Origin of the sequence: Brachybacterium sp. P6-10-X1 (genome assembly GCF_001969445.1) — a bacterium.
Lineage (GTDB): Bacteria > Actinomycetota > Actinomycetes > Actinomycetales > Dermabacteraceae > Brachybacterium.
Genome location: NZ_CP017297.1, coordinates 4,231,296 through 4,257,456, shown reverse-complemented (window position 1 = coordinate 4,257,456; position 26,161 = coordinate 4,231,296). Strand labels below are relative to the sequence as shown.

The 26,161-nt window shown below is 72.1% G+C and carries 24 protein-coding genes; 4 read left to right on the top strand and 20 right to left on the bottom strand.

The window, feature by feature from the left end:
• Positions 1–2: 2 nt before the first annotated feature.
• The 15 genes from rimM to BH708_RS18870 form a co-directional block, all read right to left on the bottom strand.
• Positions 3–590 carry a ribosome maturation factor RimM gene (gene rimM / locus BH708_RS18935; protein WP_076810496.1) on the bottom strand — a complete coding sequence of 196 codons (588 nt, stop codon included), beginning with the start codon at positions 588–590 and terminating at the stop codon, positions 3–5.
• Complete coding sequence (locus tag BH708_RS18930; protein ID WP_253705409.1) at positions 587–1,567, bottom strand: hypothetical protein; 981 nt, start codon at positions 1,565–1,567, stop codon at positions 587–589. Before BH708_RS18930 ends, rimM begins: the two co-directional genes overlap by 4 nt.
• Position 1,568: 1 nt before the next feature.
• Positions 1,569–1,811, bottom strand: coding sequence for an RNA-binding protein (locus BH708_RS18925; RefSeq protein WP_076810495.1), 243 nt, complete (start codon positions 1,809–1,811; stop codon positions 1,569–1,571).
• A 1-nt stretch (position 1,812) separates the two neighbouring features.
• Complete coding sequence (rpsP, locus tag BH708_RS18920; protein ID WP_076810494.1) at positions 1,813–2,295, bottom strand: 30S ribosomal protein S16; 483 nt, start codon at positions 2,293–2,295, stop codon at positions 1,813–1,815.
• Between the two features lie 246 nt (positions 2,296–2,541).
• Complete coding sequence (locus BH708_RS18915) at positions 2,542–3,801, bottom strand: Nramp family divalent metal transporter (protein WP_076810493.1); 1,260 nt, start codon at positions 3,799–3,801, stop codon at positions 2,542–2,544.
• A gap of 106 nt (positions 3,802–3,907) precedes the next feature.
• On the bottom strand, positions 3,908–5,059 hold the full coding sequence (locus BH708_RS18910; protein ID WP_076810492.1) for an amidohydrolase family protein: 1,152 nt from the start codon (positions 5,057–5,059) through the stop codon (positions 3,908–3,910).
• 151 nt (positions 5,060–5,210) lie between these two features.
• Positions 5,211–6,812: a signal recognition particle protein gene (gene ffh, locus BH708_RS18905; RefSeq protein WP_076810491.1), complete on the bottom strand. Its 1,602-nt coding sequence runs from the start codon at positions 6,810–6,812 to the stop codon at positions 5,211–5,213.
• Between the two features lie 204 nt (positions 6,813–7,016).
• Positions 7,017–9,356, bottom strand: coding sequence for an HD domain-containing protein (locus tag BH708_RS18900; protein WP_076810490.1), 2,340 nt, complete (start codon positions 9,354–9,356; stop codon positions 7,017–7,019).
• The gene (locus tag BH708_RS18895) at positions 9,346–9,684 is read right to left on the bottom strand and encodes a P-II family nitrogen regulator (RefSeq protein WP_076810489.1); all 339 of its coding nucleotides are present in this window, start codon (positions 9,682–9,684) and stop codon (positions 9,346–9,348) included. Before BH708_RS18895 ends, BH708_RS18900 begins: the two co-directional genes overlap by 11 nt.
• On the bottom strand, positions 9,681–11,099 hold the full coding sequence (locus tag BH708_RS18890; RefSeq protein WP_076810488.1) for an ammonium transporter: 1,419 nt from the start codon (positions 11,097–11,099) through the stop codon (positions 9,681–9,683). The genes BH708_RS18895 and BH708_RS18890 overlap by 4 nt, the downstream gene beginning before the upstream one ends.
• Positions 11,100–11,341: 242 nt before the next feature.
• Complete coding sequence (gene ftsY, locus BH708_RS18885) at positions 11,342–12,883, bottom strand: signal recognition particle-docking protein FtsY (protein WP_076810487.1); 1,542 nt, start codon at positions 12,881–12,883, stop codon at positions 11,342–11,344.
• A gap of 151 nt (positions 12,884–13,034) precedes the next feature.
• Positions 13,035–13,196, bottom strand: a complete 162-nt coding sequence (locus BH708_RS19945; protein WP_157236056.1) for a hypothetical protein — start codon at positions 13,194–13,196, stop codon at positions 13,035–13,037.
• 79 nt (positions 13,197–13,275) lie between these two features.
• Positions 13,276–13,701 (bottom strand): nucleoside-diphosphate kinase, encoded by a 426-nt coding sequence (gene ndk / locus BH708_RS18880; RefSeq protein WP_076810486.1) that lies wholly within the window; start codon positions 13,699–13,701, stop codon positions 13,276–13,278.
• A 57-nt stretch (positions 13,702–13,758) separates the two neighbouring features.
• Positions 13,759–14,178 (bottom strand): DUF4233 domain-containing protein, encoded by a 420-nt coding sequence (locus tag BH708_RS18875; protein WP_076810485.1) that lies wholly within the window; start codon positions 14,176–14,178, stop codon positions 13,759–13,761.
• Between the two features lie 2 nt (positions 14,179–14,180).
• Entirely contained in the window at positions 14,181–15,569 is a 1,389-nt protein-coding gene (locus tag BH708_RS18870; RefSeq protein ID WP_253705408.1) for a folylpolyglutamate synthase/dihydrofolate synthase family protein, read from the bottom strand.
• A gap of 192 nt (positions 15,570–15,761) precedes the next feature.
• Between BH708_RS18870 and BH708_RS18865 the strand changes: the two genes are divergently transcribed.
• Both BH708_RS18865 and BH708_RS18860 read left to right on the top strand, forming a co-directional pair.
• Positions 15,762–16,544 carry a hypothetical protein gene (locus tag BH708_RS18865; RefSeq protein WP_076810484.1) on the top strand — a complete coding sequence of 261 codons (783 nt, stop codon included), beginning with the start codon at positions 15,762–15,764 and terminating at the stop codon, positions 16,542–16,544.
• Positions 16,541–18,145 (top strand): hypothetical protein, encoded by a 1,605-nt coding sequence (locus BH708_RS18860; RefSeq protein WP_076810483.1) that lies wholly within the window; start codon positions 16,541–16,543, stop codon positions 18,143–18,145. Before BH708_RS18865 ends, BH708_RS18860 begins: the two co-directional genes overlap by 4 nt.
• A 29-nt stretch (positions 18,146–18,174) precedes the next feature.
• On the opposite strand, the gene BH708_RS18855 is transcribed toward BH708_RS18860, so the two are convergent.
• Both BH708_RS18855 and ileS read right to left on the bottom strand, forming a co-directional pair.
• The gene (locus tag BH708_RS18855) at positions 18,175–18,603 is read right to left on the bottom strand and encodes a hypothetical protein (RefSeq protein WP_076810482.1); all 429 of its coding nucleotides are present in this window, start codon (positions 18,601–18,603) and stop codon (positions 18,175–18,177) included.
• Between the two features lie 250 nt (positions 18,604–18,853).
• Entirely contained in the window at positions 18,854–22,150 is a 3,297-nt protein-coding gene (gene ileS, locus BH708_RS18850; protein WP_076810481.1) for an isoleucine--tRNA ligase, read from the bottom strand.
• Positions 22,151–22,572: 422 nt separating this feature from the next.
• Between ileS and BH708_RS18845 the strand changes: the two genes are divergently transcribed.
• Both BH708_RS18845 and BH708_RS18840 read left to right on the top strand, forming a co-directional pair.
• A complete protein-coding gene (locus BH708_RS18845; protein WP_076810480.1) occupies positions 22,573–22,905 on the top strand; it encodes a hypothetical protein in 333 nt (110 codons plus the stop codon).
• A 104-nt stretch (positions 22,906–23,009) separates the two neighbouring features.
• Complete coding sequence (locus BH708_RS18840) at positions 23,010–23,282, top strand: 2Fe-2S iron-sulfur cluster binding domain-containing protein (protein ID WP_076810479.1); 273 nt, start codon at positions 23,010–23,012, stop codon at positions 23,280–23,282.
• 87 nt (positions 23,283–23,369) lie between these two features.
• On the opposite strand, the gene BH708_RS18835 is transcribed toward BH708_RS18840, so the two are convergent.
• From BH708_RS18835 to BH708_RS18825, 3 genes are all read right to left on the bottom strand, one after another.
• Positions 23,370–23,594, bottom strand: coding sequence for a hypothetical protein (locus BH708_RS18835; protein ID WP_076810478.1), 225 nt, complete (start codon positions 23,592–23,594; stop codon positions 23,370–23,372).
• 267 nt (positions 23,595–23,861) lie between these two features.
• Positions 23,862–24,668 carry an SDR family oxidoreductase gene (locus tag BH708_RS18830; RefSeq protein ID WP_076811625.1) on the bottom strand — a complete coding sequence of 269 codons (807 nt, stop codon included), beginning with the start codon at positions 24,666–24,668 and terminating at the stop codon, positions 23,862–23,864.
• A 50-nt stretch (positions 24,669–24,718) separates the two neighbouring features.
• Positions 24,719–26,083: a dicarboxylate/amino acid:cation symporter gene (locus BH708_RS18825; RefSeq protein WP_083713810.1), complete on the bottom strand. Its 1,365-nt coding sequence runs from the start codon at positions 26,081–26,083 to the stop codon at positions 24,719–24,721.
• Positions 26,084–26,161 lie beyond the last annotated feature (78 nt).

Here is a 26,161-nt window from a genome sequence, read left to right as displayed (position 1 = left end):
CCTCAGCCCCGCGGGCGCTCGGGCGGCGCGGAGGTCTCGGGCTCGGGTCCCTGCTCGTCCTCGGGCAGGGCGTCGAAGAGACCGCCGGGCGGGTTCGCGAGGACGATGCCGGCCTCGAGGTCCACCTCGGGCACCAGCTGCTCGACCAACGGGAGCTGGACGCGTCGGCGGTCCGTGGCGCGCACCACCAGCAGGTCCTGCGCCGGGTAGTGCTCCACCCCCTGCACGGTGCCGAGCTCGCGACCGTCGACGTGGCGCACGGTCAGGCCTGTGAGCTGGCTCGGGTACCAGGCGTCCGGGTCCTCGGCGGCCTCGTCCTCGGCGTCCACGGCCAGCACGAGCTCCACGCCGCGCAGCGACTCGGCATCGGTGCGGTCGGAGACCTCGTCGAAGGAGACGTACCAGCGCTCCTGCTGCCTGCGGGTGCTCCGCACGGTGAGGGACCGCGGACCGGCCCCGGTGGAGACCTCGAAGCGCGCCCCTCGGCCGAGGCGCTCCTCGGGCTGGTCGGTGCGCAGGATCAGCGCGATCTCCCCACGCAGTCCGTGGGCGCGCCCGATCGTGGCGACGGTGACGTCCAGGGTGTTCATACCAGTCCTTCGCTGTCCTCGGCGGGCTCGCCGCCATCGGTCTCGCCGAGCTCGGGAGCGGCGTACCCGGCCGCGTCGCAGGCGGTGCTGAGTTCGGTCAGGGGATCCTGCAGGCCCTCGGACCAGGTGTCCCCGTCCAGGGCGTCCTGGAACGGGGCGCGCACCTGGATCAGGGCCTCGCGCACGGCCTCGTCGTCGACCGCAGCGATCTCGGTGGAGAGCAGATCGGCGGTGTCCTGCACGTCCTCCATGCGATCGGCGGGGACCGTGCGGGGAGCGCGGCCGACGAGCTTGAACATGTTCGAGGTCAGCACGTTCGCATTGGCGAAGTGGGTCAGGGTGCCCGGGGTGTCGAACACGTCCGCGCAGGTCAGTGCAGCGGGTTTCGTGCCGTCTTCGCCGGGGCCCAGGGCCCAGGTGGCGGCGAGGGAGCTGTCCGCACAGGCACCGGCCACGCCGTCCCAGGCGGCGGCGAAGGCGTCGAGGTCGGCGTCCGGCCCACGCTCGGGCTCGCTGCGGAACCAGTCCGCCAGATCGGTCGCCGCGGCCTGCGCGTCCGCGGGAGCCTCGGCGAAGGTGGTCTCCACCTCATCGCCGGTGGTGGCGTAGAAGAAGGGGTCCGACGGGCCCGCCTCGGGGGCGGTGGCGGCCCGGTCGAGCACGACGCGGGACAACGGCGCGGTGTAGTCGGGATCGCCCCAGAACTGCTGGCAGGCGGCGGCGAGCTCGGGCTCCGCCGTGGTGGTCGCATCGGCGGCGGCCGGCCCGGACTCGCCAGGAGCCGCGGTCGAGGTCTCCTCGGGGTCTCCTCCGCCGGCGACGCTGCATCCGGCCAGCAGCAGGGACGCACCGAGCAGGACGCCCGTCGTGCGCGCAGTGCGCCGGAGAGGCCTGGACGACCAGGAGCGGCACTGCCGGATCAGGACGGTGACGTCCGTCCTGTCGGCAGTGCCGCTCCCAGAGGTCGTACGAGGCACCTCAGCGCCGGTCGACGTCGACGATGTCGACGCGCACGTCGTCCTCGGACAGGGCCGCGGTGACCGTGCGCAGGGCACGGGCGGTGCGGCCGGAACGCCCGATGACGCGTCCCAGGTCGTCGGCACCGACCCGGACCTCGAGCAAGGGCCCTCGGCGCGTGGACTTCTCGTTCACGCTCACGGCCTCGGGGTCGTCGACGATGCCGCGGACGAGGTGGTCGAGGGCTTCGGCGCGGGCGCTCATCTCAGGCCTCGTCGGTCGTCGCGGCCTCGGCGTCCTCGGTGGACTCGCCCGCGGCCGGGGCCTCCTCGGAGCCGGGCTCGACCGCGGCGTCCGCGGCGGAGGGCTCCTCGGCCTTGGCCTTCTTGGCGCTCTCCCGGGAGGCGGAGGCAGCCTTGGAGGTCTCGGCGACGAGGTCCTCGGCGGACTGCTTGTCGGCGCGGGTCTTCAGCGTGCCGGCGACATCGCCCTCGCCCGTGTGCTTCGCCCAGTCACCGGTGACCTTGAGGATCGCGGCGACCTGCGGGCTCGGCTGAGCCCCGACGCCGAGCCAGTACTGCGCGCGCTCGGAGTCGACCTCGATGAACGAGGGCTCCTCGGTCGGGTGGTACTGGCCGATCTGCTCGATCACGGCACCGTCGCGCTTCTTGCGCGAATCGGCCACGACGATGCGGTAGTGCGGTGCACGGACCTTGCCCATGCGCTTCAGGCGGATCTTGACAGCCACGTGGGTGGACTCTCCTTCAATGATGTTCGGGTGAGTCCCGCCGCAGCCTGTGGGGTCATGCGGGCGCTGACGGTTCTCGGGGTGACGTGCCCGGGCGGGTAGAGGGCCGGCCCGGACGCATACAGGGAGAGATTATGCCAGGGATCCGCGCTCCGGCACCACCCGCGCCGATGTGCACCGGGGCACAACCGGCACCCGGACCCGCCGCGGGTGTGCCGAGGTGCTGCCGACGGGACGCGGGGACGCTCAGGAACCGGTGATCGCGCCGATCAGCTGCTGGATGCCCAGGACGATGAACAGCACCGCGACGACCACCAGGATCGCGTTCAGCACCCACCCGTTGCGCCACCTCTTCGGCATGTGCCGGGAGTTCAGCAGGAACAGGAGCGTCAGCGCCAGGAACGGCATGAACAACGAGCCCAGCACCCCGTAGGCGATGATCACCTGCACCGGTTTGCCCAGCAGGAGCAGGAGCATCGGCGGGAAGGTGAGCCACAGGATGTACCCGCGGTAGTACCGTCCGCCGATGCCTCGCCCGGGGTGCTCCTCGGGCAGCCCGCGCAGGTTGCCCCAGAAGTCCGCGAACATGATCGAGACGCCGTTCCACACCCCCAGCACCGAGCTGAAGGACGAGGCCCAGAAGCCCAGCAGGAACACGTACCGCATGACCGAGCCGTAGCGCTCCTCCAGCACACCGGAGAGCTCGACGAGGCCTTCGTCCCCGTCGGTGATCGCGATCTGGGCGGAGTACAGCAGCTCGGCGCCGACGATCAGCATCGAGATCACGAAGATGCCGGAGATGACGTAGGCGACGGAGTTGTCGATCCGCATGACCTTCATCCAGCGCGGGCTCGACCAGCCCTTCTCCCTCAGCCAGTACCCGTAGGCGGCCAGGGTGATCGTCCCGCCGACTCCCCCGGCGAGGCTCAGCGTGTACACGAGTCCCCCCTCGGGGATCCGCGGGACCAGCCCGGCGAGGATCTCGGGGAGATTCGGCACGGTGACGACGGCCGCGCCGACGACGGTCACGAACATCACGCCGACCAGGACCGCGATCATCTTCTCGAAGGCGCGGTAGCGACCGCTCCACACCAGGGCGGCCCCGATCAGGCCCGTCAGGATCGCCCAGACGATGAACGGCACCTGCGGGAACACGGTGTAGACGGGCAGGGCCGTCGAGCTCATGGCGGTGGCGCCGTAGACGAATCCCCACAGCAGGATGTACGGACCGAAGTAGACCGACGTCCACCGGCCCACGCGCTGCCAGCCCTGGAAGATGGTGCGACCGGTGGCCAGCGACCAGCGTCCTGCCCCCTCGACCAGGAAGATCTTGATGACGACGCCGAGGACCGCGGCCCACAGCAGGGCGTAGCCGTACTGCGATCCGGCCACCAGCGTGGCGATCAGGTCCCCGGCGCCGATGCCGGTGGCGGCCACGGCGAGGCCGGGGCCGATGAGCTTCCATCGTGCCGGAGCGTTCTGCGTTTCCCTCGGAGGTGGTTCCATAGCTGGCGATCCTAGGGTGGTCACGGACACCTTCGGCGGATGCCGTCGGGTCGGACGGCGCGTCGCGCGTATTCCTTGTCGCACCGTCCGCGTCGCGTGCCGCCCCCTACTCCTCGGCGACGACGCGTCCGCGCAGCACCACGGCCGACCGTTCGCGCAGAGCCTGATGGTCGGCGCGGGGGTCCCGGGGCAGGACCAGAAGATCGGCCGGAGCGCCGTCCTCGAGCCCGGGCGCACCGAGGAAGCGCCGGGGGGCCCAGGCGGCGGCCTCGAGGATCTCCGTGGCGCCGAGCCCGGCGAGGGCCAGCTCGTCGAGCTCGTCATGGATGATGCCGTGGCCCAGCACTCCCCCGGCGTCGGTGCCCACCAGCAGTGGGACCCCGGCGTCGTGGGCATCGCGCGTGCGCTCGAATCGGGAGGCGCGCAACCGTCGCATATGGGCCGCATAGGTGGGGAACTTGGCCTCGCCCTGGCTCGCGTAGGTCTCGAACTCGTCGACGTTCACGAGGGTGGTGACCACCGGGATGCCCGCCTCGGCGACCCGCCGGATCGTCTCATCGGTCAGGCCGGTCGCGTGCTCGAGGCAGTCGAAGCCGGCATCCAGGACGAGCGGGAGCGTCTCCTCGTCGAAGGTGTGCGTGGTGATGCGGGCCCCGGCCGTGTGCGCGGCACGGGCGGCCGCTGCGAAGTCGTCGCCGCTCCAGCAGGGGGCGAGGTCCCCGGCCCGGCGGTCGATCCAGTCGCCCACGAGCTTGACCCAGCCATCGCTCCGCTCCGCTTCGGCGGTGACGGCTGCCGGGAGGTCCTCGGGCTCCAGCTCGTGGGCGTAGCCGCGCAGGTATCGGCGGGTCCGGGCGAGATGTCTGCCGCAGCGGAACAGCTGCGGAAGGTCACCCTGCTGCTGCAGCGGGGAGTTGTCGATGATCGACCCGGCGTCACGGATCAGCAGCACCCCGGTCGCGCGGTCGGTGAGCGCCTGCTCGCGGGCTGTCGCCAGGGTGGTGCCCGCGCCGTCGTCGCCGATTCCGAGGTGGCAGTGCAGGTCCGCGAGCCCCGGGACCACGAATCCGTCGAGCGCGCGGATCTCGGCCCCGGCCGGCAGATCAGGCCGCTCGTGGAGGATCCGGCCGCCGGCGACCCAGGCCTCGGAGATCTCCTGCTCCGGGCCGAGGAGGATCGGTCCCGTGAGGTGCAGGACGGGCGCGGAGTGGTCGGAAGCGGAGTCGACGGTCTCGGCTCCGGTGGTCGCGGTCGTCATGACGGGAGCCTACCGACGCCGATGCGAGGACCCGTGGGGGCATGCCGTGTCGGCGCGGCTGGTGGCGGGAGGAGGGCCTGCCCCGGAGCACGGCAAGGGGCACGCGCAGGACCGGGGCGCGGACGCACAGGTCCCGCCGTCGCGCCCCGCGTCACTTGCCGCCGAAGAGCTTCTGCATCTCCGGGGGCAGCTGCTTGGGGTCGAAGTCGGCGGCATCCGGCGCGTTCTCGGTCGACGAGCCGCCGAAGGCGGAGCCGCCCTTCTTCTGCCCCTCGCCGGCCGCGGCCTTCCGGGCGGCCTCGGCCTGTTCGCGCGCGGCCTTCGCGGGATTCTTCGAGGCCTTCGACTTCTTGCCCTGCTTCGGCGCCTGCTGACGGCCACGGGACTTCTTGCCCATGCCCATGCCGGGGCCGCCGGGCATGCCCGGCATCCCGCCGCCACCGCCGGCCATGCCCGAACCCATGCTGCGCATCATCTGCTGCGCCTGCTTGAAGCGCTCGAGCAGCTGGTTGATCTGCTGGACCGTGGTGCCGGAGCCCTTGGCGATGCGACCGCGGCGCGAGCCGTTGATGACCTTGGGGTTGTTGCGCTCCTCGGGCGTCATCGAGCGGATGATCGCCTCGATGCGACCGATCTCGCCCTCGTCGAAGCTCTCCAGTGCCTCCCGGTGCTGACCCATGTTCGGCAGCATCCCGAGCATCTTCTTGATGTTGCCCATGTTCTTGAGCTGCTGCATCTGGTTCAGGAAGTCATCGAGGGTGAAGTCCTCGCCGGAGGCGAGCTTCGCGGCCGCCTTCTCCGCTTCCTGCTGATCGAACGCCTTCTCGGCCTGCTCGATGAGGGTGAGCACGTCCCCCATGTCGAGGATGCGGTTGGCCATGCGATCCGGGTGGAACCGCTCGAAGTCCTGGAGGCCCTCACCGGTGGATGCGAAGAGGATCGGTCGCCGGGTGACGCCGGTGATCGACAGCGCGGCGCCGCCGCGGGCGTCGCCGTCGAGCTTGGAGAGCACCACGCCGGTGAAGCCGACCCCGTCGCGGAAGGCCTCGGCGACGCGGGCGGCGTCCTGGCCGATCATCGCGTCGACCACGAACAGGGTCTCGTGAGGATTGACGGCGTCGCGGATGTCCCGCGCCTGCTGCATCATCTCCTCGTCGACGCCGAGACGACCGGCGGTGTCGACGATGACCACGTCGTGCTGCTGGAACTGGGCGGTGGAGACGCCGTTCATGGCGACCAGCACCGGATTGCCCACGCCGTTGCCGGGCTCGGGCGCGAACACCGGGACGCCCGCGCGCTCGCCGACGATCTGCAACTGGTTCACGGCATTGGGCCGCTGGAGGTCCGCCGCGACGAGCAGCGGGGTGTGCCCCTCGGACTTCATCCAGGTCGCGAGCTTGCCGGCGAGGGTGGTCTTGCCGGCACCCTGGAGACCGGCCAGCATGATGACCGTCGGCGGATTCTTGGCCCACTGCAGCTCACCCGTGGCACCGCCGAGGACCTCGACCAGCTCGTCGTTGACGATCTTGACGACCTGCTGAGCAGGGTTGAGGGCCTTGGAGACCTCTTCGCCCAGCGCTCGCTCGCGCACCCGGCCGGTGAACTCGCGCACCACGGAGACGGCGACGTCGGCGTCGAGCAGCGCACGACGGATCTCGCGGATCGTCTTGTCGACGTCCGCCTCGGACAACCGGCCGTGGCCGCGCAGCCCCTTCAGCGACGCTGTGATGCGATCGGAGAGATTGTTGAACACGAAGCGCTTCCCCTTGGTCGGACGGACCGCATCAGTGTAGTGGCCGCCCCTGGACTGAGCACGCCGGAGCGACGCCGTCGAGGCGAAGGGCACGCGGCCGGTCCGGTCCCGACGCCCGCTCGGGCTCCGGCCCCGCCTCGGTCTCCGGCTCCGGCTCCGGCTCCGGCTCCGGCTCCGGCCCCGTGATCGCCGTTCTCGTCGTCCTCAGGTCGCCGCGGCATCCATCAGCGCGGAGACGATCCTGCCCGTCGTCGGAGGGTCGAGCACACGCCCGTGCTGATCGGTCAGGTACAGCACGTCCACGGCTCGCCGGCCGAGGGTCAGCATGTGGGCGCTGCGCACCTGCAGGCCGTGCTCGGTGATCGCCGCGGCGACGTCGGCCAGCAGACTGGGGCGGTTGCGGGCGTTGACCTGGATGACGGTCGCCTCGCGGGACGCGTCGGGCAGGACGGTCACCACAGGGGTGTCCTCGGTGGTGCGCGGCGGCGGCGCCGGCGGGAGCTCGAGCACCCGGGCGTCGGGGCGGTCCCGATGGGCGAGCTCCCGATCCAGCGCGCTGCGCAGCACGGAGGGGTGCGGCAGGTCCGACGGTGCGGCCGCGACCCACCACGTGTTCAGGGCGACGCCATGCCGACTGAGGACGACGGCGCTGTGGACGTCCAGGCGCAGCCGCACCAGCACGCGGGCCATGGCGGCGAACACCCCGTCCCCGTCAGGTGCTCCCGCGCAGATCTGGGAGATGGGCTCGTCCTCGGTGTGCGCCGGATAGATCACCTGGGCGCTGCCGCTGTCGCGCACCGCGGCGAGCACCGCGTCGGCCACGCCGCGCTGCGGGGTCAGCACGGTGCGCGGCGCGGGGGCGGTGCCGCGAAGGGCATCGCGGGCCAGATCGGTGAGGTGGTCGACGAGGTCGGCGCGCCAGGTGGACCAGGCGGCGGGGCCGGCAGCGAGCGCGTCCGCCTCGGTCAGGGCGCGCAGGAGCTCGAGGGTGTCGGCGTCATGCCCCACGGCGGTCAGCAGGTCGTGCAGGGTCGCGGGGTCGGCGAGGTCGCGTCCGGTGGCCAGGGAGATCAAGGTCAGGTGCTCGCGCACGAGCAGGCCGACCGCCCGGACGTCCGGCTCTCCGAAGCCCAGCCGGCGGGCGGCCGTCTCGGCGAGCGGGGCGCCCTCGGCGGCGTGGTCGCGCCGATCGGCCCGCTTCCCGAGGTCATGCAGCAGCGCCGCGATCAGCAGCAGGTCGGGTCGGCTGACGCGGGACAGGAAGCGCTGGGCCTCGAGCACGGTCTGGACCTGATGCCGGTCCACGGTGAAGCGGTGCACGGTCGAACGCTGGGGACGATTGCGCACCTCCGCCCACCCCGGGATCCAGCGAGCGAAGATGCCGCTGACGTCGAGCGCCTCGTAGGCGGCGGCGAAGTGCTCCCCCGCCAGCGCGTCGACCAGCACGTCGCGCTGGGCGGGCGTCAGCGGCGCGGCCTCGCTCGAGGCCATGCGGGCGAGCGTCGCATCGGCGAGCGGCAGGCCCGTCGCGGCCGCATGGCGCACTGCCGCGAGGTCCCGGAGTCGGTCGGGCGAACCCGGATCGACCGTCACCTCGCCCGAGGCCACCAGCACGCCGTGGGGCAGACGGGTCAGAGCGGGGCGACGCTCGGTGCCGGTGCCCCGGGTGGCGCTGCGGGCACCGGCGGCCTCGGCGGCGCGGACGGCCCGATGCAGCTGCCAGGTCACGGCCCGGGCCGCCTCGGCGAGCACGGTGTGGTGGTCGTCGGCCGTGGCGTGCCCGGTCAGCGCAGCGACGGCGTCCTGATCGGCCCGGCCCAGTCGGGTGCCGGCGGTCCCGGTGACCGCCTGCAGGGCATCGCGGGCATCGGCCAGGGTGCGCGCCGCCGCGTCGACGATCCCGTGGTCGTGATCGGCCAGCCAGCTCTCGGCGAGGGCGCGGATGACGGTCACGTCCCGCAGACCGCCGCGGTCGGACTTGAGATTCGGCTCGGTGGAGTGGGCGAGGGAGCCGTAGCGACCGGAGCGGTCGGCGGCGAGCACGACGAGATCCCCGAGGCGCCGCCGGGCCTCCCGACGCCATTGGGCGCGCACGCGCCGGGCCGTGTCCGCGACCAGGTCGGGGTCTCCGGCGACGGGGCGCAGATCCAGCAGCGAGATCGCCGCCAGCAGATCCTCCCGGGCCACGTCCTCGCATTCGACCGGAGTGCGCACGGCGTGATCGAGGGAGGTCCCGGAGTCCCAGATCGGGTACCACAGGGCGCTCGCGAGACGCTGCGCCCCGTCCGCATCGACGGCGTCGGGGTCCAGCAGCAGCACCAGATCGAGATCGCTGCCCGGCCCGAGGTCGCGCCGGCCCAGCGAGCCGATCGCGGCGAGCGCCGCTCCGGACGCGGGCGCATCGACCGTCTCCCACAGCCCGGTCAGCCAGTCGTCGACGAGCTCGGCCTGGGCCAGGCGGCGACGGGGTCCGGCGGCGGGGTCCGCGAAACCCTCGTGGAGCACCTGGCTGATCCGGCGCGAGGGCAACGGGTCAGAGGGCATCCGCGTCGCGTTCTCCGGTGCGCACCCTCACGACGGTGCCGACGTCCGTGGTCCAGACCTTGCCGTCCCCGATCCGCCCGCTGCGGGAGGAGGCGACGACGAGATCCAGGATCGCGGCCTCGTCGGCGTCCTCGGCGAGCACCTCGACCTTGATCTTCGGGATCGTGTCGATGGTGTACTCGGCACCTCGGTAGACCTCGGTGTGCCCGCCCTGGCGCCCGTATCCGGCGACCTCGGTGATGGTCAGGCCGCTGACCCCGTACTCGCGCAGGGAGTCGGTGACGTCCTGCAGGGCGTGCGGCTGGATGATGGCGGTGATGAGCTTCATCGCGGCTCTCCTGTGGTGATGGGCCGAGTGACGGGCTGGGTGCCCGCCGCGGCGCTCCGGGGGTCCGACGGGGCCCCCGGGTCCGGGGCCGCGTTCCGCGGCTCCGTCGCGGCGGATGCCCCGGTCGACGGGTCCCTCCTCGGGGCGATCGCGCGGTCCCGACGGGCGGACGGGGCCCCGGCCAGATCGTATCCGGCCTCCGCGTGGTGGGTGAGGTCGATGCCGCTGCGCTCGTCGGCCGCGCTGATCCTCCAGCCCATCGTGTACTTCAGCGCCAGGGCGATCACGGCGGTGAGGGCGCCGGAGAGGATCATCGCCGCGGCAGCGACCAGGACCTGGACGATCAGGAGGCGCACTCCGCCGCCGAGCAGCAGCCCCCCGTCCGTGGCGAGGAATCCGATGCCGACGGTGCCGACCAGGCCGCCCACGAGGTGGACTCCGACGACATCGAGGGAGTCGTCTATCCCGAATCGGTACTTGAGCCCGACGGCGAGGGCACAGGCCGCACCGGCCGCGAGGCCGAGGACGATGGCGGTCAGCGGGGAGAGTGCGGCGGCGGCCGGGGTGATGGCGACCAGGCCCGCGACGACCCCGGAGGCCATGCCGAGGGAGGTGACGTGGCGGTCGCGGAGTCGTTCGATCGCCGCCCAGCCCAGCATCGCCCCGGCGGTGGCGACGGTGGTGTTCACCCAGGCCAGACCCGCGGTCCGGTCGGCGGTGCCGGCGGACCCGGCGTTGAAGCCGAACCACCCGAACCACAGCAGGGCGGCGCCGAGCATGACCAGCGGCAGGTTGTGCGGCTTCATCGCCTCCTTGCCGAAGCCCTTGCGCGCCCCGACCACGAGGGCGAGGACCAGCCCGGCGATACCGGCATTGATGTGCACGACGGTGCCGCCGGCGAAGTCGACCGGCTCGGCGATCGCCGCGAAGGGGCCGTCCGCGCCGAGCAGGCCGCCGCCCCAGACCATGTGCGCCAGCGGTGCGTAGACGATGAGGACCCACAGCAGGGAGAAGACCATCCAGGTGCCGAGCTTGACGCGGTCGGCGATGGCCCCGGAGATCAGGGCGGTGGAGATGATCGCGAAGGTCATCTGGAACCCAGCGGCGACGAGGAAGGGCACGCCGCTGTCGACGAGGATCGACTGCTCATCGGTCCCGGCGAGTCCGAGATGCTCCGTGGGGTTGCCGATCAGCCCGCCGATGTCGGTGCCGAAGGCGATGGAGTAGCCGGCGACCGTCCAGGCGATCGCGACGACGGCCATGGCGCTGAAGGACATCAGCATCATGTTCAGCACGGTGCGGGCACGCACCATGCCGCCGTAGAAGAGGGACAGGCCGGGGGTCATCAGCAGCACGAGGGCGGCGCTGATCAGGATCCAGGCCGTCGCCCCCGTATCGAGGGTGAAGGGCTCCATGTCGTCTCCGAACAGGAAGGGGGCCGGCCCCGGCCCGCCTCGGCGACCCGGGATCCGCGCGGCCCGACGGGTCGCGCTCACATCGTGCGACCACGGCGGCCCCTCACCGAGGCCGTGATGCCCCCGTGATCATTCCGTGATCTCACGTCCCACCGGGTGGACGCCGGGGTCCACGGGCGTGAGGTGCGCGTGGGGGCCCGACGAGCAGGCGGTGTCCGAAGCGCGGGGAGTGCCCCGGCTCGTCAGTCCCCCAGCAGCGAGTCGACGAAGCCGTGCGGGTCGAAGGGGGTCAGGTCGTCCATCCCCTCACCGAGGCCGACCATCTTGACGGGCACGCCGAGCTCGCGCTGGACGTTGACGACGATGCCGCCCTTGGCGGTCCCGTCGAGCTTGGTCAGGACGATGCCGGTGATGGCGACGGCTTCGGAGAAGACCCGCGCCTGCTGCATGCCGTTCTGGCCCGTCGTGGCGTCGATGACCAGCAGCACCTCGGCGACCTGGTCCCCGTGCAGGCCCTTCTCGGCGACGCGTCGGACCTTGCCGAGCTCGTCCATCAGGCCCTTCTTGTTCTGCAGGCGACCGGCGGTGTCGATGATGACCACGTCGACCTCCTGCTCGATGCCGGTCCTCACGGCGTCGTAGGCGACGGCGGCGGGGTCGGCCCCCTCGCGGTCCGAGCGCACCGTGTCGACGCCGACGCGGGATCCCCAGGTGGTCAGCTGCTCGGCGGCGGCGGCGCGGAAGGTGTCGGCCGCGCCGAGGACGACGCTGCGATCGGCGGCGACCAGCACGCGGGCGAGCTTGCCGACGGTGGTGGTCTTGCCGGTGCCGTTGACCCCCACCATGAGCATCACGGAGGGGAGCACGGTGCCGTCCGGGGCGTCACGCCGGGTGGCGGCCAGGCGGCGGTCGAGGGAGGGGTCGACGAGCGTCAGCAGCTCCTCGCGGAGCGCGTCGTGGACAGCCGCGGTGTCCTCGGTGCCGAGGACCTGGATGCGCCGGCGGAGGTTCTCCAGCAGCTCGTCGGTCGCGTCGGGGCCGAGGTCGGCCAGCAGCAGGGTCTCCTCGATCTCGTCCCAGGTCTCCTCGTCGACGCTGCCGCGGGTGAGCAGGCCGAGGATGCCGCGACCCAGGGCTCCGGAGCGGGAGAGGCGCTCGCGCAGGCGCACCATCCGGTCGGCGGGGGCCTCGGGCGTCTCCAGGGCGGGCGCGTCCGAGCCGGTCCCGGCGGACTCCGCCGGAGCGGTGGTGGATCCTGTGGGTGCTGAGGCGGGCTCCGCGGGAGCCGTGGCGGGCTCCGCGGGAGCGGTGGCGGGCTCCGCGGGGGCCGTCGCGTCCGACGCCGGTTCCGCGGCCGTCCCGGACTCCTCGGCAGTGCCGGGCTCCATCGTGGCAGCGGTGTCGGCCCCGGACGCTCGAGCGCCCTCGGGGGCCTCGGCCGTCGATCCGGTGCGCGCGTCGTCGCCCGTCCCGGTCGGCGCGGTCTCCGCCGCCGGCCGCTCGGCGGTCTCGGGCGCCGTGGACGCGGACGTGTCCTCCGCCGACGTCGTCGGCGGGGCCGAGAGGGTGTCGGCCCAGGTGGGCGCGGCCGGTCGGTCCTTGACGGCGGTCGAGCTCCGCGATCCCGCGGCCCTGCTCGCCGAGTCCGTTCCGTCCCGCGACGTGCCCTCGTCGGAGGACTTCTTCCTGCCGCGGCTGCGCACGTAGGCCCAGGCGCCTGCACCGATCACGAGGACGCTGCCGCCGCCTCCGGCGATCAGGGCAAGGATGTCATTGGGGTCCACGGGTCACCTCCGGGGTCGGGGAAGCCGACTATGCGGCGCGGCCATCGGTCAGTCTAGGACGCCGCGATGGGCCCCTTCTGACGGAGCCGCGTCGCGGCGACGTGTGCTCGAGGTGCAGGGCATCCTGCGAGCAGCCGGAAGATCGCCCCGGTCAGCGGCCGGTGCGTGAGGAGTGGCGGCGGGAGCGATCCGTGGTCGGCTCCTCGTCGTCCCCGCGCCCGCGCAGGTGCGGCAGCGCGACGAGGACCAGGATCCCGAGCCCGACCAGCAGGGCGATCCCCAGGAAGAGGACGGTGACGATGGGCAGTGCCATGACCACAGTGTGCACGCCGCAGATCGGGATCGGCTGGATCCTGCCCTGCGACGCGCCTCACGCGCCGGCAACCGGTAGGTCAGTCGATCTCGGGGAACCAGATGCCGATCTCGCGCGTGGAGGATTCCTCGGAGTCCGAGCCGTGCACGAGGTTCTGGATGACCGGGAGGTCGTCCTCGCAGGCGAGGTCGCCGCGGATCGTGCCAGGAGCGGCCTCGGTGGGGTTGGTGGCACCGGCCAGGGAGCGGAAGCCCGGGATCACACCGACGCCTTCGGCGACGAGCGCGACCAGCGGGGAGGCGCTCATGTACTCGACGAGTCCGGGGTAGAAGGGCTTGCCCTCGTGCTCGGCGTAGTGGGCGGCGAGCTCCTGGGCGCTCGCGGTGCGCTGGGCCAGGGCGACGATGTCGTACCCCTTGGCCTCGATCCGGCGGATGATCTCCCCGCGCAGGCCGCGCTGGACGGCGTCGGGCTTGAGCAGGACGAGGGTGCGCTGTGCGGTCATGGCACCAGGGTACCCATGACCTGCGCCGGGGCCGAACCGCATCGAGAGGGCGCCGGATCAGACGTCGTCCGGTGCTGCGGGGGCCTCTCCCTGCGCCGCGCGCACGCGGGCATCGACCGTGTCCTTCTCCCGGTCCAGCTGGTGGCCTTTGAACGCCCCGTAGACGAACAGGGCCGCGAAGGCGAGAGCGACCACCCACATCGCACCCACCCGCAGCCCCAGCAGGACCGTGGGGATCTGCAGGGCGATCCCGACCCAGTACGGCCAGGCCCCGCGCCGCAGCAGTCCCGAGCACGCCACCAGGGCCAGGGCCGTCAGCACGCCCCAGACCCAGGTGCTGACCCGCGATTCGGGAGCCAGCTGATGAGCGACCAGGACCGCGAAGAACACCACGAAGGCCTCGATGATGAGGATGGTGGCGGAGAACATCCGCTGCGCCCCGTGGGGGCGCGGCGACGGGGTCAGGTCCAGTGCCATGGTCAGTCCTCCCGCGAGACGCCGAGCAGGTCCCGCACCTCGGCGGCGAGCGTGACGGAGCCGGCGACCACCACCCCGCCGAACTGGTCACCCTCGGTCTCGGCGAGGTCGACCGCGGCCTGGATCGCATCGGGCAGGCTGCCCTGCTCGAGGACGCGGTCCTCGTCGTCGAAGACGTCCCGGGCGAGGTCGGCGAGGACATCGGTCGGGATCGCCCGTGGCGAGGAGGACTGGGTGATCACGACGTGGTCCAGCAGCGGCTCGAGGACCGCGAGGATCTCCTCCGCGTCCTTCTCCTCCAGGATGCCGACCAGACCGATGGTGCGCGTGAAGCGGAAGTTCTCCCGGACGGTCCCCACCAGGGTCAGGGCCCCGGCGGGGTTGTGGGCGGCGTCCAGCAGGACGGTCGGCGACTGCCGGACCACCTCGGCGCGTCCGGGTGAGGTGATCGAGGCCAGGGCCGCGCCCAGCATCTCCCCGTCCAGCACGGTGCCGCCGTCGCCGAGCAGCGCCTCGGTCGCCGCGACGGCGAGCAGCGCGTTGCGCGCCTGGTGCTCTCCCAGCAGCGAGAGGAAAACCTCCTCGTAGCGGCCCGCGATCCCCTGCAGGGTCAGCATCTGGCCGCCCACGCCCGGGGTGCGGGCGAGCACGCCGATCTGCTGGTCCTCGACGGCGGCCTCCGCGCCGAGGTCGGTGATTCGCTCGCGGAGCACGTCGGCCGCGTCCTCATAGGGCTGATCGGCGATGACCGCCGTGGCATCGGCGGTGAGGATCCCGGCCTTCTCCCCGGCGATCTCCGCGATGGTGTCGCCGAGGTAGTCCTGGTGGTCCAGGGAGATGGGGGTGATCACGGTGACATCGGGGGTGACGACGCCGGTGGCGTCCCAGGTGCCGCCGAGCCCGGTCTCGACCACCGCGACGTCGACCGGGGCGGAGGCGAACGCCTGGAAGGACATCGCCGTGAGGTATTCGAAGTACGTCAGCCGCGCTCCCCCGGCGGCCTCCTGCTCGGCGTCGACGATCGCGGCGAACGGCTCCACGTCCCGGTAGGCCTGGAGGAAGCCCTCCTCGTCGATGGAGGCGCCGTCGATCGCGATCCGCTCGAGAGGTGAATGCAGGTGGGGGCTGGTGGTGCGTCCCGTGCGCAGCCCGGCCTCGCGCAGGATCCGTTCGAGGATCCGCGCCGTGGTGGTCTTGCCGTTGGTGCCGGCGATGCGGATCGAGCGGTAGTCGTTCTGGGGGTCGCCCATCAGCTCCATCACGCGCGTGATGCGCGCGAGGTCCGGCTCGATCCGGTTCTCCGGGGCGCGCTCGAGCAGCGCGGCATAGACCTCCCGCAGCTCGGGTGACAGCGCCGGACGGGACGTTCCCGGGCGGGGAGAACTCGGCACGAAGGCTCCTGGGTGGGGCGAGGCGGTCGGGGGTGGCCTCAGTCTACGAGGGGCCGCGGAGGAATCGTTCCTCCCCAGGGGGTGACTGTCCACATGGGGAGTCCTCCCCATGGGCCGGCGGAGGCCCTCCTCCTAGTCTCGGGGACATCAGCAGCGCCGGGGACTCCGGCTCGAGCACGTGAGGAGGCGGCGATGCCACCGCTGACCGCCGACGTGGAGCAGGCCGCCCGCCGCGTCGCCGAGGCCTCCGTGTCGCCCGAGACGTGGAATCCCGTGTACCGGACGCTCGTCGCCGCCCCGGACCGCGCTCCCGCCGGAGCCGGGCGGGGCGAGCACGATCCTGCCTCCACCGCGCTCCTGGGTCGGCACTTCGCCTCCCCCGCCCTGCTCGTGGTCGCCGCGACCGAGGCAGACTCGACCAGCAGGCTGCGCATCGGGCTGCATCCCGACGCGGCGACGGTCGAGACCTCCCGCGACGGCTCCCCCTCGACCTGGTCCGCCGCCCCCGTGGAGCGGCTCCCGGCACTGATCGAGCAGCTTCTCACCCCGATCGGTCTCGCCGGCGGTCCAGCACGCCTCGAGGTCCGACGGGAGTCGACCGGTCTCCGGCTCACGAGGGAGGAGATCGAGCAGGTCCGGCTCGCACTCTCCCGCGGCGCGGCCCCGACGGAGGCGTTCGCCGCCGCGGACGGCATCGACCCGGATCTGCTGGACGCGCTGACCGCCAAGGGGCCGCGGGCCGCGGTCTCGCTGACGCGGCACGACCCCTCCGGGCGACATCTGCGGTCGGCGCAGACGTGGTCCCGGCTGTGGGTGCGCGGCGAGCGCTCGCTGTACCGGGTGGATGACACGCTGGCGGCTCTCGGCCCGGTCCACCCGGTGGCAGACGGGGACGTGCTGGGCAGCGTGCTGCCCGTCCTGCAGGACGGCCTGCGCTTCGCCGCGGCCCGGCCCGTCCGGACAGAGGCGCGATGAGCGGCTTCGACGGGATGGCCCCCGCCGCGGTGCGCTCGTACGCCCGGCGCCTGCACACCGCCTCCGGCGACCTCGAGGACCGACGCGGACGACTCGACGCCGCCGTGCGGTCGGTCTCCTGGACGGGTCCGGATGCCGAGGAGTTCCGCGGCCGGTGGCGCGAGGAGGCCACCGACACCCTGATCGCTCTGTGCGATCAGCTCGAGCGCCTCGGCGACCGGGCGCTCGCCGAGGCGGACGAGCAGGACGCGACCTCTGCACCGGACGACGGAGGAGCAGGGACGGCCGGCGAAGGAGCAGGGACGGCCGGCGAAGGGGCCACGATCCCGCCCGCTCCTGCCGCGGACATCGCGCGCGGCTACCGCCGGGACGACGCGCCGTGGATGCCCGACTGGCTCGAGGCTCCGCTGGAGGAGGGGCTGTCCGGCGTGGCCGGGGTGACGTCCGACGCGATCGGCTGGGGCGTCGACACGGGCATCGACCTGATCGAGGGCGGGCTGGGGTCCGTCGGGGTGAGGACCGACGGCATCGCGCAGTTCCAGCGCGACACCGACCATCTCGGCACGATCCTCGAGGACTGGGCCACCGGGGAGCGGGTCCCGACCTACGCCGAGCTCGGGGCCGCCGCCCTGGTGACCACGGGATCCGCCGGAGTGGGCGTGTACGAGGCCGTCACGGGCGAGGACACCCCCTTCCTCGACGACCGTGCCGGCGGCATCGTGACGGATGTGGTGTCCGACGACGGGCCTGCACGGTCCCCGCAGGATCTGCAGGACCTGGTCGTCGACAACGATGCGCTGCGGATGGACAACCCGGGCCAGGCCCCGCTGGAGGCGGGCCGGATCGGGATCCAGGAGGTCCGCCGTGACGCCGGCGGGCAGTCCTCCTACATCGTGCAGGTCCCGCCCACCGAAGGGGCGGCGGCGACCGACGTCCCCGAGGCGTACGGCGAGCAGGGCAATTCCCGGGACTGGGGCTCGAACCTGCGCCTGGTCGCCGGCCAGCATCCCGCGGCGATGGAAGACGTGCAGGCGGCGATGGCGGCAGCAGATGTGCCACCCGGCGCCGATGTCCTGATCGTCGGCCACAGCCAGGGAGGGATCATCGCGAACCAGCTCGCGGCGGACCCGAGCTTCAACAGCTCCTCCGGAGACCCCGGCACCTACAATGTCACCCACACCTTCTCGGTCGGCTCTCCGGTGCAGACCGTCGTCCCGGCGCAGGGCACCACCCGATCGGTGAACGTCCATCACGAGGCCGGGATCGGAGCCGATGGCTTCCGCGGCGACCTGATCGCCGCGACGGATCTCGGTGGGGCTCAACCCGGCGGGACGCACCTCGGCGCCCCGAATCGCCACGAGGTGACCCTGGACCCCTACCCGGTCACCGGTATCGATCCCGTGCCGGTGCTGGTCGCGAACCACGACTCCCTGGGACCGGGTCACGATCCGGCAGGGGGCTATTCGGGATCCCTCGCCCGGAGCACGGCGAGCGATCCCACGCTGTCCGCGCTCCAGGACGATCTCGCAGGGGTGTACCTGGGTGACGGCACCTACGTCGCACGGTCCCAGGTCGTGACCGTGGGGCGCGGGGATCCCTGAGCCGGATCAGCGGCGTGGCCCCCGCTCCCCTACTCGGCGAAGTCCTCCAGGATCACCGCGTCGAGCCGCCCCGCGGTCCGTTCGAGGTCCGGACGAAGATCCCACATGTCGTACTCCTCGCTGTCGGCGCCGAGGGCCGTGATCGCACCCACCACGCGCGAGCCCCCGGTGTCGGGGTCACCGTGCTCGTCGACCGCCGCGACCAGCGCGGACATCACCTGCCCGAAGATCTCCAGCACGTCCTCCCGTTCGGCGGCGGAGGTCTCGACCCGCCCTCGGATCGCGCGCTGGAACTCGGCGCCGCTGACGGTCTCGAGAGCGGAGACGGTGACCCCGTCGACACTCTCGGCCGCCTCGTTGAGCGTCCCCTGCAGCGTTCGTCCGCGCAGCCCGCAGCCGCTGAGGAACCCCGCCGACAGAGCAAGGCCCGCGGTGAGGAGGCGTCGTCGTCCCATCATCGTCCCTGTCCGTTCTCGACGTGGGCCGGGTCTCTCGCCGTCGCGCTCCCGCGGGAGACCGGGCGACCCGTGCGCCCCACCGGCCGCGGTCGTCGCGACCGCTGCGAGTATCCCATGCCGCGCGTGCCCGCGGCACCGGAACCCCCTCCGCTCTCCTTCCCCCGGGCCTTCCCTCGGGCGAGCTCTGCGTCATCGGTGCCATGGTCCGCTGTGGCAACGACAGCGCGGAGCTCGGTCGGTCGCGCCCGCCTCACACGGCGGCGACCGAGACGGTCACGGTCCCGCCGGAGACCGTCTCGGTCGCGGCATGGGCGCCGTCGGCAGGAGCGGCGGGCACCGCCAGCTCGACGGCCAGCACCTCCCCCGCCACCAGCTCGCGGTGCGCGGTCACCGCCTCAACGACCCGCTCGTCGCCGTCCACGGTGAGGCGGATCCGGTCCGAGACGTCCAGCCCGGCCCCACGCCGGGCCGACTGGATGGCGCGTACGACATCACGAGCGGTGCCCTCGGCCTCGAGCTCGGGGTCGAGACGGATGTCCAGCGCCAGGAAGTCGCCGCCGCGCAGCACGCCCACGGCCCGGCCCTCCATCGCGGCGGACTGCCCGGCCACGAGGTCGAGCGAGTACTCACCGGATACGAGGTCGATGCCCCCGGCGGTGACCGTGCCGGCCTCGTCCACCGACCAGTCACCGGACTTCGACCCCTTGATGACCGTCTGGACCTGCTTGCCCAGGCGCGGGCCGGCGGCGCGCGCGTTGACGGTCAGCCGCTGCTCGACGCCCATGCCCTGGGCCTGATCGCCGGCCACGTCCAGCAGGCGCACCGCCTTGACGTTGAGCTCGTCGGCGATCAGGGCGGTGAAGGGCTCGAGGGAGGTGGGGTCGTGGTGGACCACGGTGAGCTCGGCCAGCGGCAGCCGTGCCCGCAGCTGTTCCTTCTTGCGCAGGGAGTTGCCGACGCCGGCGATCGCGCGCACGTCGTCCATCTGGGCGACCAGTGCGGGGTCGCGGGGGAACAGCGAGTCGTCGGGCCAGTCCGTCAGGTGCACGGAGCGCTCTCCGGTCAGCTGCTTCCAGATCTCCTCGGTCACCATGGGCAGCAGCGGGGCCGCCACCTGGCACAGCGTCTCCAGGCAGGTCGAGAGCACGTCGATCGCCTGTTCGTCGCCTTCCCAGAACCGGTCGCGGGAGCGGCGCACGTACCAGTTGGTGAGCATGTCCAGGTAGTCCTGGATCAGCTCGGCGGCATCGGCGATGGCGAGCGCGGTCATCTGTTCGCGCACCTGTCGCACCAGATCGCCGGTGCGGGCCAGCAGGTAGCGGTCCATGACGTCGGTGGACTCGTAGCGGGTCTTCCCGCGGTAGCCCGTCGGCCGCCCGTGCTCGTCCTTCTCCCCCGCGGCGTTGGCGTAGAGCCCCAGGAAGTACCAGACGTTCCACAGCGGCAGCACCACGTGGCGGGTGGCGTCGCGGATCTTCGGCTCGTCGACGACGAGATTGCCGCCCCGCAGGATCGGCGAGCTCATGAGGAACCAGCGCATCGCGTCGGCCCCGTAGGTGTCGAACATCTCGCGCACGTCGGGGTAGTTGCGCAGCGACTTGGACATCTTCTGCCCGTCCTCGCCGAGCACGATGCCGTGGCAGATCACCGAGGTGAACGCGGGCCGGTCGAACAGCGCGGTCGAGAGCACGTGCATGACGTAGAACCAGCCGCGGGTCTGGCCGACGTACTCGACGATGAAGTCCGCCGGGTTGTGCGTCTCGAACCAGTCGGAGTTCTCGAAGGGATAGTGCACCTGCGCGTAGGGCATCGAGCCGGAGTCGAACCAGACGTCGAAGACCTCGTCGACCCGGCGCATGGTGGAGGCCCCGGTCGGGTCGTCCGGGTTCGCCCGGGTGAGCTCGTCGATGTAGGGGCGGTGGAGGTTCACCTCTCCGTGCTCGTCGCGCGGGAGAGCACCGAAGGCCTCCTCGAGCTCCGCCAGCGAGCCGTACACGTCGATGCGGGGGTGGTTCGGGTCGTCGCTCTTCCACACCGGGATCGGGGAGCCCCAGTAGCGGTTGCGGGAGATCGCCCAGTCGCGGGCGCCCTCGAGCCAGCGGCCGAACTGGCCGTCCTTGACGTTGCCGGGCACCCAGTCGATCTGCTCGTTCAGCTCGAGCATGCGCCGGCGCTGGTCGGCGACCTTGACGTACCAGGAGCTGACGGCCTTGTAGATCAGGGGGTTCCGGCAGCGCCAGCAGTGCGGGTAGGAGTGCACGTAGCTGGCCTCGCGCAGCAGGCGCCCGGAGCGCTGGAGGTTGCGGATGATCGGACGGTTCGCGTCGAACACCTGCACCCCGGCGATCTCGTCGAGCTCGGTGCCGGCGAAGTAGTCCAGGAATTGAGCACCCTCGTCCACCGAGACGATCACGGGGATGCCGTAATCGGCGTTGACCTGCTGGTCGGCTTCACCGTAGGCGGTGGCCTGGTGGACCACGCCGGTGCCGTCGTCGGTCGAGACGTAGTCCGCGACGGTCACGATCCAGGCGTTCTGCGTCCCCCACTTCTCCCGGTCCGCGGAGTAGACGGTCCACAGCGGCCGGTAGGCCATGTGCTCGAGCTCGGAGCCGAGGAAGACCCGCTCCTCGCACGCTGCGAGGGCGTCCTCGGCGCTGACGTACCCGAGCGCCTCGGCGTGGGCGCCGAGCAGCGCCGTGGCCAGCAGGTAGCGTCCCGCCCCGGCGGCGGTGCCGTCGGCGGCTCCGCGCGGGCCGGCGGGGACCACGGAGTACTCGAGCTCGGGACCGACGGCGAGGGAGAAGTTGGTGGGCAGGGTCCACGGGGTCGTGGTCCAGGCCAGCGCGCTGACCCCGTCCAGACCCAGCTGCTCGGCCTTGTCCCCGAGGAAGGGGAAGGTGACGGTGACGGTCTGGTCCTGGCGCTCCTGGTAGACGTCGTCGTCCATGCGCAGCTCGTGCGCGCTCAGCGGCGTCTGGTCCTTCCAGCAGTAGGGCAGCACGTAGTAGCCCTCATAGGCGCGGCCTGAGTCGTACAGGGTCTTGAAGGCCCACAGCACCGACTCCATGAAGGTGGCGTCGAGGGTCTTGTAGTCGTCCTCGAAGTCCACCCAGCGGGCCTGGCGGGTGACGTAGTCCTCCCACTCCTTGGTGTACTTCAGCACCGAGGCCCGGGCGGCGTTGTTGAACGCCTGCAGGCCCATGTCCTCGATCTCGGACTTCTCGGTCATGCCCAGTTCGCGCATCGCCTCGAGCTCGGCGGGCAGGCCGTGGGTGTCCCAGCCGAAGCGCCGGTCGACCTTGTTGCCGCACATGGTGCGGAATCGGGGGACGACGTCCTTGACGAAACCGGTCAGGAGGTGCCCGTAGTGCGGCAGGCCGTTGGCGAAGGGCGGGCCGTCGTAGAAGACGAACTCCTCGGCGCCCTCGCGCTGCGCGATCGAGGCGCGGAAGGTGTCGTCGGCGCGCCAGAACTCCTGGATGGCGTTCTCGAGCGCCGGCAGGTTCGGCGAGGGGACGAGCGGGGCTCCGCTGACCGGGTAGACCATGGGGACGGACCTCCGAAGAAGAACAGGGGGCGGCGGCTGGGACATCACGATGTCCGAGGACGCTTGCCGACCCGGAGATCGGCGGCGCGGTACCACCTCGGTTGATGCCCGTCCGAACCGGCGGACCGGCGCGGGGGCTTCCCCTTGTTCCTCAGCGATGACGGGCTGGTCCCGGCGGGTTCTACTGGGCCCTCCTCCGCGAGCGGACGACGGGCGGTTCTTCCCGCGGCTCTCCGGTGATGGCCGGGTCGATGCCGATACGGCCCAGTGTACGCGCCCGGCCCGAGGCAATCATCCGATGGGGAGCGGATCCGATGCGCGGATCACAGAGAACCCGATCCGCGTGCACAGCGCCAGCACAGCTGAAGCGTCTGGAATGGGTTCCTCGGCAGATCGCCGCAGTTCCCGAAGGAGGAACCGATATGGACGACGAGACCGGCAGAGCTTCGCGCCCCTCGACGGCAGCGACCGAGGTCGCGGTCTGCGCGGAGCTCCCCTCGGCGCTCGCTCCGACCCCCGAGCTCCTCTCCGGATCTCGCGGCCTGGCCGGCCGCGCCACCGCCGGAGCCGCCGCACTGGGTGCGACCGCCCTGCTGGTGCTGAGCTTCGGCCCCGCCGCTCTCGCGCTGAGCCCGTCCTCGACAGCGGCGCCGGCGCCCGCCCGCGTCTCCGCCTCCCCGGCCGTGTCCCCGACCGCGGCGATGTCGATGCCCCCGCGCTCCGAGGTCGGGGCCGAGGGCGAGGTCGGCGAGTAGGAACCCGCTGGTGAGGCGCGACTCACCCCCTGCTCTCCACCTCCGGCATGGGAAACTGGCAGTCCTGGCTGCCGCCCCGGGCGGCCCACGCAGAAGGAGCGAGGATGTCGCTGTTCGGAAAACCCTTCACGGCGAAGTGCCTCAGGTCCGGGATGACGGTCGAGGTCGCCGAGGGTCAGTCCCTCCTGCAATCGCTCCTCGATGCCGGCGTCGATATGGACTACTCCTGCGAGGGCGGGGTCTGCGGCACCTGCGTGGTGCCCCTGGTCTCGGGACAGGTCGAGCACCTGGATGAGTTCCTCATGGAGGACGAGCAGGACGAGCAGATGACCACCTGCGTCTCGCGCGGCGAGGGTGAGATCCAGATCGACGTCTGATCAGCCCGTCGCGTGGTCAGCGCGCTGGTCATGGACCGGTGCGGCTCACGGACGGGAAGCGCTCACGGGCGCGCACGGATCAGCGGATCACAGACGGGGCCCGGCCACCGCCCACGCGACCCCGACCAGACCCAGCAGCCCGGCGGCCACGGCCACCGCGACCGGCAGCGTGATGCTGGGACCGACGACGAGCAGGCCCAGCACACCGAGCGACGCGATCGCGAGCAGGACGACGAACAGGACCGGACGGCCGACGGACGGCTTGCGTCCGCGGTGATCGTGCGAGGAGCGGTCGGGGGGAATCGTCGCCATGATGACGTCCTGGGTACTCGGGTGCGGCGGTGGTCGTCCGGTCCGCGGGTCGGGTGCTGTCGCATCCGCCCTCCCGCACCGGGCGATGACCCGATCCTCCCCTCCCCGACCTCACCGCGCATCGGGCGGGAGGAGGACATCCGTCTACACCTTTGGTCGTAGTCGGGGCCTCCCCGCCCCGGCTCCCGGCACCGACCCCGGCCGGATCGGGCCGGGCCGTCGGTCGCCCGTCGGCCCCGTCCCCGATCCCGTGGCCCCCGCGGGCTCTCAGATCCCCCGGTGGCGGGCCACGCGGTGCGCGGCGGCCTGGGCGAGCGGTCGCACCGTGACCAGATCCAGGTTGACGTGGTGCGGGGCGCCCAGGGCGTAGGCGATGACGTCGGCGCAGTCCTCGGCCGTCAGCGGGTTCTCGACCCCGTCGTAGACGGCGTCGGCCGCCTCCTGGTCCCCGAGCCGGACGAGGGAGAACTCCTCCGTGGCCACCATGCCGGGCGCGATCTCGATGACGCGGATCGGTTCGCCGTTCAGCTCCAGGCGCAGGGCGGCGGCGAGCATGTGCTCCCCGGCCTTCGCGGCGTTGTACCCGGAGCCGCCGGGGTAGGCCTCCTGGCCGGCGACGGAGGTGACGAACAGCAGGTCGCCCCGTCCGCTCGCGCGCAGCGCGGGCAGCAGGGCACGAGTGACGCGCACGGCGCCGAGCACGTTGATGTCGTACATGCGCTGCCACTTGCCCAGATCGGCCTCGGCCGCGGGCTCGACCCCGAGGGCGCCCCCGGCGACGTGCACGACCGCGTTCAGCGATCCGGAGAAGAGGTCCTCGGCCCGTGCCACCAGGCGGTCGACGGACTCGTCGGAGGTGACGTCGACGCCGAGCACCTCGCAGCCGGTCTCGGCCGCCAGCTCGGCCAGTCGATCCTCGCGACGGGCGACGGCCAGGACCCGCCAGCCGTCGGCGACCAGACGGGCGGCGGTCGCGCGGCCGATCCCCGACGAGGCCCCGGTGACCACGGCGGTCAGCGGTGCGGCAGCGGGCGCGGAGGAACGCGGGGCGGGCGCGGCGGCGGTCGGGTCCATCATGACCTCAGGATACGGGGACGGTCCCGACCATCTGCGCGGCGGCTCCCTCAGACCCCCTGGACCTGCGGGTGCTCCGGGGTCCGCAGATCGCCGGAGACCCGCCCCTTCGACAGCCGCGCCATCAGCGCCGCGATCGCGCCGTCGCCGGTGACGTTGGTCGCCGTGCCGAAGGAGTCGATCGCGATGTAGGCGGCGATCATCAGCCCGACGGCCGCCTCGTCGAAGCCGAGGATCGAGGACAGCACGCCGGCGGCCGCCATGATCGCGCCGCCCGGGACACCGGGAGCGGCGATCATCACGACGCCGAGCATGAGGACGAAGCCGATCAGGGGCCCGATGGTCAGCGGCATGCCGGTGACGATCATGATGGCGACCGCGAAGGTGGTGATCTTGAGCGTCGAGCCGGCCAGGTGGATCGTCGCGCACAACGGCACGACGAAGTCCGCGATGGCGTCCGGGATGCCGTTGCGCTTGGCGCATTCGGTGGTGACCGGGATGGTCGCGGCGGAGGAGCTGGTGCCCAGTGCCGTGGCGTAGGCGGGGATCATGGTCCACAGCATCTTCAGGGGGTTGCGGCCCATGGCCCAGCCGGCCACGGCGTACTGCGCCAGCAGCACCACCACGGTCATCGCGAGCACGAGCAGGATCACGGTGAGGAAGGTGCCGATCACCGTCCAGATCTGACCGTTCAGGGTCAGGCCCAGGAACATCCCGAAGATGTACAGCGGCAGCAGCGGGATGATGATCGCCTCGATGATGCGCACGACGATCGTGCGCAGCTGTTCGAAGGACTCCTGCAGCGCGCCCCGGCGCACCAGGGTCAGGCCGATGCCGAGGCAGAAGGCGAGGATGAGTGCCGTCATCACGTCGAAGACGGGCGGGATGTCGAGCTCGACGTAGGGGGCGATCGCGGAGTCCTCGGGGTTCTCCAGCGAGGCGATGCTCTGCCCCTGGAGCATGCGGGGCAGCAGGAGCAGGGACAGGGTCAGGGCGAAGACGCCGCACAGGACCGTCGAGAGGTAGGCGATGCCCGCGGTCGCGGCCAGCATCTTTCCGGCGCCGTGGCCCAGCTCGGCGATCGCGGGCGTCACCAGACCCACGATGATCAGGGGGATGAGGAAGCCGAGGAACCCCGAGAACAGCGAGTTGAAGGTGGTGAAGACGCGGGCGATCGATTCCGGCAGCACGAGACCCAGCAGGATGCCCAGGGCGATGGCGAGGACGATGCGCGGAAGCAGGCCGAAACGCGAGCGACGCCCAGCGGCGGCTCCGGAACCATCCGGGGTCCCGGATCCGTCCGGAGTCTCGGGACCCTCCTGGCGACTCTGCGCATCAGGGGCATCCTGCGCGGAGTCCGCCTCGGGGCCCTCGTCGGTTCTGTCGGGGGCCACGGAGCGGGCGGCGGTGTTCATGAGCGATCCGGTTCTGCTGCAGGGGTCGGGACCGGGTCAGGCTAGAGCCGTGCACCGGCCGCGAACCCCGCCGCGATG

Bases quoted from the DNA above. Each gene is read 5' to 3' on its own strand.
- BH708_RS18915 (WP_076810493.1), bottom strand. From the start codon at position 3,801: ATGGAACCACCTCCGAGGGAAACGCAGAACGCTCCGGCACGATGGAAG.
- BH708_RS18890 (WP_076810488.1), bottom strand. From the start codon at position 11,099: ATGGAGCCCTTCACCCTCGATACGGGGGCGACGGCCTGGATCCTGATC.
- BH708_RS18835 (WP_076810478.1), bottom strand. From the start codon at position 23,594: ATGGCGACGATTCCCCCCGACCGCTCCTCGCACGATCACCGCGGACGC.
- BH708_RS18840 (WP_076810479.1), top strand. From the start codon at position 23,010: ATGTCGCTGTTCGGAAAACCCTTCACGGCGAAGTGCCTCAGGTCCGGG.
- BH708_RS18830 (WP_076811625.1), bottom strand. From the start codon at position 24,668: ATGGACCCGACCGCCGCCGCGCCCGCCCCGCGTTCCTCCGCGCCCGCT.
- BH708_RS18895 (WP_076810489.1), bottom strand. From the start codon at position 9,684: ATGAAGCTCATCACCGCCATCATCCAGCCGCACGCCCTGCAGGACGTC.
- BH708_RS19945 (WP_157236056.1), bottom strand. From the start codon at position 13,196: ATGGCACTGCCCATCGTCACCGTCCTCTTCCTGGGGATCGCCCTGCTG.
- rimM (WP_076810496.1), bottom strand. From the start codon at position 590: ATGAACACCCTGGACGTCACCGTCGCCACGATCGGGCGCGCCCACGGA.
- BH708_RS18910 (WP_076810492.1), bottom strand. From the start codon at position 5,059: ATGACGACCGCGACCACCGGAGCCGAGACCGTCGACTCCGCTTCCGAC.
- BH708_RS18860 (WP_076810483.1), top strand. From the start codon at position 16,541: ATGAGCGGCTTCGACGGGATGGCCCCCGCCGCGGTGCGCTCGTACGCC.
- BH708_RS18925 (WP_076810495.1), bottom strand. From the start codon at position 1,811: ATGAGCGCCCGCGCCGAAGCCCTCGACCACCTCGTCCGCGGCATCGTC.
- ndk (WP_076810486.1), bottom strand. From the start codon at position 13,701: ATGACCGCACAGCGCACCCTCGTCCTGCTCAAGCCCGACGCCGTCCAG.
- BH708_RS18825 (WP_083713810.1), bottom strand. From the start codon at position 26,083: ATGAACACCGCCGCCCGCTCCGTGGCCCCCGACAGAACCGACGAGGGC.
- BH708_RS18865 (WP_076810484.1), top strand. From the start codon at position 15,762: ATGCCACCGCTGACCGCCGACGTGGAGCAGGCCGCCCGCCGCGTCGCC.
- BH708_RS18845 (WP_076810480.1), top strand. From the start codon at position 22,573: ATGGACGACGAGACCGGCAGAGCTTCGCGCCCCTCGACGGCAGCGACC.
- BH708_RS18875 (WP_076810485.1), bottom strand. From the start codon at position 14,178: ATGGCACTGGACCTGACCCCGTCGCCGCGCCCCCACGGGGCGCAGCGG.
- BH708_RS18855 (WP_076810482.1), bottom strand. From the start codon at position 18,603: ATGATGGGACGACGACGCCTCCTCACCGCGGGCCTTGCTCTGTCGGCG.
- ileS (WP_076810481.1), bottom strand. From the start codon at position 22,150: ATGGTCTACCCGGTCAGCGGAGCCCCGCTCGTCCCCTCGCCGAACCTG.
- BH708_RS18900 (WP_076810490.1), bottom strand. From the start codon at position 9,356: ATGCCCTCTGACCCGTTGCCCTCGCGCCGGATCAGCCAGGTGCTCCAC.